General features: G+C 35.6%; 8 protein-coding genes. 4 read left to right on the top strand and 4 right to left on the bottom strand.

The features are described from left to right. Nucleotides 1–32: 32 nt before the first annotated feature. Nucleotides 33–557 (bottom strand): gamma carbonic anhydrase family protein, encoded by a 525-nt coding sequence (locus tag JMM81_RS13695; RefSeq protein ID WP_256242128.1) that lies wholly within the window; start codon nt 555–557, stop codon nt 33–35. A gap of 76 nt (nt 558–633) precedes the next feature. On the opposite strand from JMM81_RS13695, the gene JMM81_RS13700 reads away from it, so the two are divergent. The 3 genes from JMM81_RS13700 (at nt 634) to JMM81_RS13710 (ending at nt 3,638) form a co-directional block, all read left to right on the top strand. Further along, entirely contained in the window at nt 634–1,599 is a 966-nt protein-coding gene (locus JMM81_RS13700; RefSeq protein WP_256242129.1) for an NAD(P)H-dependent flavin oxidoreductase, read from the top strand. A gap of 344 nt (nt 1,600–1,943) precedes the next feature. After that, on the top strand, nt 1,944–2,216 hold the full coding sequence (locus tag JMM81_RS13705) for an HU family DNA-binding protein (RefSeq protein ID WP_256242041.1): 273 nt from the start codon (nt 1,944–1,946) through the stop codon (nt 2,214–2,216). Between the two features lie 306 nt (nt 2,217–2,522). Continuing rightward, nucleotides 2,523–3,638 carry a GerAB/ArcD/ProY family transporter gene (locus tag JMM81_RS13710; protein WP_256242130.1) on the top strand — a complete coding sequence of 372 codons (1,116 nt, stop codon included), beginning with the start codon at nt 2,523–2,525 and terminating at the stop codon, nt 3,636–3,638. A gap of 660 nt (nt 3,639–4,298) precedes the next feature. Here JMM81_RS13710 and JMM81_RS13715 read toward each other — a convergent pair. From JMM81_RS13715 to JMM81_RS13725, 3 genes are read right to left on the bottom strand one after another with little or no spacing between them, the layout of a single operon-like run. After that, nucleotides 4,299–4,667, bottom strand: a complete 369-nt coding sequence (locus tag JMM81_RS13715) for an ATPase (protein WP_309143498.1) — start codon at nt 4,665–4,667, stop codon at nt 4,299–4,301. After that, nucleotides 4,550–4,849 carry a hypothetical protein gene (locus JMM81_RS13720; RefSeq protein WP_256242131.1) on the bottom strand — a complete coding sequence of 100 codons (300 nt, stop codon included), beginning with the start codon at nt 4,847–4,849 and terminating at the stop codon, nt 4,550–4,552. The genes JMM81_RS13715 and JMM81_RS13720 overlap by 118 nt, the downstream gene beginning before the upstream one ends. Then, nucleotides 4,849–5,043, bottom strand: a complete 195-nt coding sequence (locus JMM81_RS13725; protein WP_256242132.1) for a hypothetical protein — start codon at nt 5,041–5,043, stop codon at nt 4,849–4,851. The genes JMM81_RS13720 and JMM81_RS13725 overlap by 1 nt, the downstream gene beginning before the upstream one ends. A 333-nt stretch (nt 5,044–5,376) precedes the next feature. On the opposite strand from JMM81_RS13725, the gene JMM81_RS13730 reads away from it, so the two are divergent. Further along, nucleotides 5,377–5,727 carry a hypothetical protein gene (locus tag JMM81_RS13730; protein WP_256242133.1) on the top strand — a complete coding sequence of 117 codons (351 nt, stop codon included), beginning with the start codon at nt 5,377–5,379 and terminating at the stop codon, nt 5,725–5,727. Nucleotides 5,728–6,350: the final 623 nt, after the last annotated feature.

Below are 6,350 nucleotides of genomic sequence, written 5' to 3' on the forward strand. Positions count from 1 at the left end.
TTTAATAAGAACATAAATAAAATCCCTGGAAACTAGTCCCGGGATTTATTGAGAATTTCATTATATTTGTACCCCTTATCAACATAGGTTTCAATGGACAATTGAATAAGATTTAAATCCTTTTCAGTTAACTCACGAACAACTTTTCCAGGGGAACCTACTACGAGTGATCGGGGAGGGATTATTTTTCCAGGTGGAATAAGTGTATTTGCACCAACTATACATTCTTCACCGATTTCTGCACCATCTAAGATTGTAGAGCCCATTCCAATGATTGATCTTTTTTTCACTTTACATCCATGAAGATTAACATGATGGCCGACTGTTACCTCGTCTTCGACAATGACGGGAAAACCTTCGGATAAATGGATCGTTGCATTATCTTGAATACTGCATCTTTCTCCTATTACTACAGCATCTTCATCAGCGCGTATGACGGCATTGAACCAAATCGTACTCTCTTTACCAACTTTGACATCGCCTATTAAATAGGCACCAGGAGCAATGAAAACAGTTTCGTGAATACCTGGTTTTTTTTCATTAAAAGGAATAAGCAACGAAAAAACCTCCGAATTATTATTTCAATTTTCGGTATATTATACCATACTATTATGAATAAGGTGGGAAAGAATAATGAAATCCATTTGTGAACTATTATCGATCAAGTATCCCATTATTCAAGGTGGGATGGGAAATATCAGCAATGCAGTGCTAACGGCTGCTGTTTCAGAAGCTGGTGGACTTGGAACGATTGGGTGCGGAACAATGAGACTTGAAGAAATCGAAACCATTATTTTGGAAACGCAAAGAAGAACCTATCATCCATTTGCTCTAAATATTGCGCTATCTGTTAATCCATATGTATCAGATTTAGTCCAATTAGCGATTAAACATAAAATACCTGTTGTATCTTTATCTGCAGGAAACCCTGCCCCTATTATACCGGTGTTACATCAACATGGTATTAAAGTCGTTGCAGTTGTTGCTTCTGTCAAACATGCGCAAAAAGCTGAAGCAGCAGGGGCAGATCTATTGGTAGCGGAAGGATATGAAGCAGCTGGAATTAATTCTAATCTTGAATTAACAACCTTTACATTGATTCCGCAAATTACAAAATCTGTTTCCATTCCAGTTGCCGCAGCTGGGGGAATTGGTGATGGAAAAGGTTTGGCTGCGGCATTCATGCTCGGAGCAAGTGGTGTACAAATGGGGACTCGTTTAATCGCTACAAAAGAAGCACCATTTCATGATTTGTATAAAGCGAACTTACTGCAGGCAAGCGGTACAGACACGAGGATTGTTGGGCGTTCTGTTGGACGTGTTAGAAGAATATTAAATACATCATATGCACAAAAGTTACTTCAAGCTGAAAATGATGGAATGAGTTTTGACGAATTTAATGAATTGACTTCAGAAGATCAACATATAAAAGGTGCATTATTAGGAGACATGGAAAATGGTTTCATTAATAGCGGTCAGATTGCTGGGCTCATCACATCCATTCCAAGTGTTAAAGAACTATTTGAAAGTATGATAGATGAAGCCAAAACACAAATTAATGGTTCTGCACAAATAATTGCAGCAGTTACTAGCAAATAGCAAAAAGTTTTTATTTATTTAGAAGGATAGAAAGGTGGAGGTGTAGAATGGTAATGAATTTGACTGAAAAGGAAATAAATCAGAGGTATCAAGAAGATATTTTTAGACATTTTGAACAAGAACCATCAATTTTATGATAATGTTCCAAATCAGTCAGAAGATAAAATGATCACACGTATGTTTTGGTCGAGTAAAGATAATATAAAGAATGGCCATTTCTTATAAGGTATTTCCATATTTCACTTAGATACGTAGTTTCGTTACTTAATTGAATTAGAATACGAAGGGAATATATGCTATATTTTAGTTTATACATAGTAATCTAAGAATAGAGGTGTATAAAAATGAACAAAACAGAATTAGTAAAAGCTGTATCAGAACAATCTGAATTGACACAGAAGGACGCTGCAAAGGCGGTTGATGCGTTATTTGATACGATTTCTAACACACTTGCTGAAGGAGAAAAGCTCCAATTAATTGGATTTGGAACGTTTGAAGTACGTGAACGTGCAGCTCGAAAAGGTCGTAATCCACAAACCGGTGAAGAAATAGAGATTGCTGCTTCTAAAGTTCCAGCTTTTAAACCAGGAAAAGAATTAAAAGAAGCCGTTAAATAAAAAATATATATTAATAGTGTAAAATACTCTGGGTATTCGAATCCAGAGTGTTTTTTATTTTAAAGATATTTACTATCACTTGTTCATAATTGTTACAGCCTGTTAGAACAAATGAAAATGCGATGATAATTAGGAACAGAATTAAGGGGATACCAGCGTCCGTGACCCGACTTAGTGTAGATGGCTAAATGTTAGTGGTCTTCTAATTGGAATTACTTTCTTTAGGTATAAATTTCCTTACATAAATGAACGCTATAAAAAAATGGTGTTTGAATAGTAATGTTAAAAAAGGGAGAAATCATTTATATGATTGAAAAAGGGAAAATTTCGTCTATGCAAATGGGAATTATGCTTTATCCGACAATCATTGCTACTGCTATTCTGTCAGCTCCAAGCGGTACAGTGCAATATGCCAAGAATGATATGTGGCTTTCCCCAATATGGGCTTCCCTCGGAGGTTTTCTAGCGGTTTATATTGCCCATAAATTGCATAAGCTTTATCCAAAGCAAACCGTGATCCAATACAGTGAACGTATTCTGGGTAAGATTTTGGGAAAATCCCTTGGATTTATTTTAATAATAGTAAATTTATTAGTAACAGATGGGTTAATTATTAGGCAATACACGGAAGTCGTAGTAGGGGTCTTTCTCCCTCAGACCCCTATGTTCGTAGTCACTGCTTCTTTGGTCTTAGTTTGTGGTTTTGCTGTTCGAGGTGGTTTGGAAGTCGTGGGAAGATCAGCGGAGTTGTTCATTCCTCTTTATATATTTTCCCTGGTTATCATAATCGCACTTCTTATTCCCGAATTCAATCCTAGCCATATTTTCCCGATCATGGAGAACGGACTAATACCCTCTATTAAGGGAGCAATTTCACCGCTGGCAATGTTTTCTCTATTCTTTAACATTGCCTACCTCCTTCCCTACTTAACGGATGAAGAAAAAGGAATGAAATGGAGCATGATTTCTGTGTGTGCTGTCATGGCGACGCTGGTAATGTTAAATATTACCACTATTTTTGTGTTAGGTGGAACTACAGGCAATTTCGTTTATCCGGTCTTGAGCGCTGCAAGGTATATCAGTGTTGCTGATTTATTGGAAAATCTTGAGACAATCGTAATGGCGCTTTGGGTGGCAGGGACCTTTATTAAAGTAAGCGTAATGTACTATGTTACTGTGTTGGCGACAGCTCAGCTATTAGGACTTTCTGATAGCCGATTTATCGTTTTCCCTATTGGTTTACTTATCGTGCTGTTTAGTTTTTGGGGCATACCAAACTTCGTTGAAGTGGCAAAGTTTATGAGGACAATCTCGCCTTTGTATGCGTCTTGGTTCAATGTAGCAATCCCAATTTTGCTCCTACTTATTGCAGTGATACGAAGGAAATTGAAGAAGAAAGATATCATCTCAGCTGATCACTGATCCCTAAAAAAAACTCATAGGAATTCCGATTCCATTCGTTTCGCTTTGAAAAACGTCTGTCCATTATGGGCGAACTCCTCTGATTTAATATACTTACTATAAACTTCTCCATTCGGTGTGTTCATAATCTATACTAGGATCAAAATAAAATTGCGACAGTACTTGAATCGGTTTCTGTTAGAGGTTTTCTTCTCTATATACTGTACTAATAAATACATTCATTGATCTATTCGACTTGGGAATAGAAAAAGTTTCAATGTATCGAATATAAGTCTTTTGGTTTATTCCATTATTTTCTATTTTGCATTGCGTAGGAAGTTATGGGCTAACTTAATGATTAAATTTTTTGTATGGCTAAATATTTTCATTTTATTTCTTATTGTTACGGTTAAAGTTTTAGGATTATAGCTCAAAAGATTATTTTTGGTTATTCTGTAATAGGGTGGGAAATTGGAAAAATGGACTTTAATCAGTTAATAGCGAAGGTAGTAGAGCAAATTAAACAAAAAACCAATTTCTCAGACTTTTAAGAAACTGGTTTTATGGATTAATACTTATCACGATTATATTATCCCAACACTATGCTGAATTGAGTCTAACTTAGATATATAGCTTCTGTAGCTAGATTTTCTTGAATTGTTCCGCAACAGGAAGCGCCCATTATGGAAGGTTACATGCTTCAAAGGTGATAACACCATCATTTATTTCTAAAACAATTTCTCCATTATCTTCACTATTATCAATCAAAATAAGGTTATCAATCATATGAGCATACTCGTAAAGGTGTTTGAAAGAAGTAGTATTTCTTCTGATGATATCTTCAGTCGGAATATCGTGACCACCATTTTTGACTCTCATTGCAACTCTTTCGATGTTTTGTTTTACATTACGGAGAGCAACGTAAAACATAGTCACTTCATACCCCATCTCTTTTGCTTTTTGTATTTGTCTAATGGCATTTTTTCCAGCAAGAGTTGCCTCAATTGAGAAATTTTCACCTTCTTCAATGTATCTCTTAACTGATTTAATAACTTCTTTACCTGCAGCAACCTTTTACTTTCTGGATTTTCCGAATCTATTCTTCGAGCGATTGCATCTAGGTCAATATTTATCTCAACACCCATTTTATCTATTATTAAGTTACGGAAGGTGCTTTTTCCACTTCCGTTATTACCGGCAAATACAAAAAATATTGGTTGGTGTGTATGCATTAAGATTCATCGTCTTTATTAAATGGAATGATGTCTCCGTTTGGAAATTCCTTTACCAGTTTTCCATTTTTTTCATATATGATATATGTGTTGTTAACCTTTGCATCAATTCTAGCTCGATCACCAGTCACCTTTGCCCACTTGCCGACCCAAGCATATTTTCTTTTGGGTTCACTGTTTTGTTCTTCTAACATATTGAACACCACCTTTTCTAAAATTATATCAGATTCAAGCTTGACTTTATAAGTCTTTCATAACCAATCTTGGCTTATTCTTCTTATTTCATCTAAATACTATTAAACATTTATGAATTGAGGTGCTAAATTTATTGAAAACGGTATTTGGTACGTTTCTTTGTCCAATGGGAAGTTTTGGATTAGTTTAACAGTTGAGAGCTTTGGATGGCATCCTGATGAAAGTAATGGGGCATTTTTAAATCGGTGTAAGTGCTTGTTCCTCTTTTAGAAAACTGAGGCATACGTTAAAATTAATAAATAAGTCAAGGAAGATTTAAAGGATGGTTTTTAATGAAAAATCATATAAACGTTAATGGAAAGCTTTTTCAAACAAACAAACGTTTTTCACAATTGAAACAAAGTCAAAAGGATTGGATCGCAACAGAACTGTATAAACTTTATCATAATAAAATGAAAGAAAGACGTACGACAAAGAAACTCTCTCCTGACCATCGCGATGCAATTATTTCGTCTCTATATGAACAGATTCAGAGCAGAGAAATATGGATTCCTTATGGCGAAGTAGAAAGGTATGCATTTAGTAAAACTACAAAGATAGTAAAGTCTTTTAAGAAACAATTTCCTGAGTTAAGTATGGAGATTGAAGCAGAGCACGCTATAAAAATCCATCTTGTGTTATAGGCACACGCAATGCTAACAGGCTTATAGGAAGCAACTAAGTTTGTTCCATAATAGATATAACTCAACAATAGATATAACTCAACGTTGTAAGCTGATAACGTTGAGAGCTTACTCTCGATGAAGCGTTGAAAAGGAAAACATTCGTGAGAATAGCGATTGTATAACTTCTCTTTATATCAGTGAAAGTGGTGGCACAGTACGGACGAAGCGTGTAATGAACGTGGAGGGATAGCCACTAGACTAATGAAGAATCATTTAATCATGTAAGGCAAGTCTTTATCGGTTAATAAGGTTCTTGTAAGACTAATAGAGGTTCACTTCCCCACGGGAGGCACCGACTTATTGAAACGGAAGAATTGAGGCATATAAAGTGTTAATGATTAAATTGAATTAGATTAGTTGGAACGTCGTATGAGGTGAAAGTCTCACGTACGGTTCTTAGGGGGGAAGGAGATAGTAATATCTCTAACCTACCCGACAAAAGGGAGCGATAACTTCAAACCCTTACCTATCTGTATAAAAAACAAATGATAATTTGTTGCGGTAAACACTTTGGTATTGTAGTAGTAAATGAGGTCATATGTTGTACAAAAAGGATAGATGTAAGCAGGTATACTCCCCTG

It is taken from the genome of Bacillus sp. V3B, assembly GCF_024494465.1.
Taxonomy (GTDB): domain Bacteria; phylum Bacillota; class Bacilli; order Bacillales; family Cytobacillaceae; genus Bacillus_BD.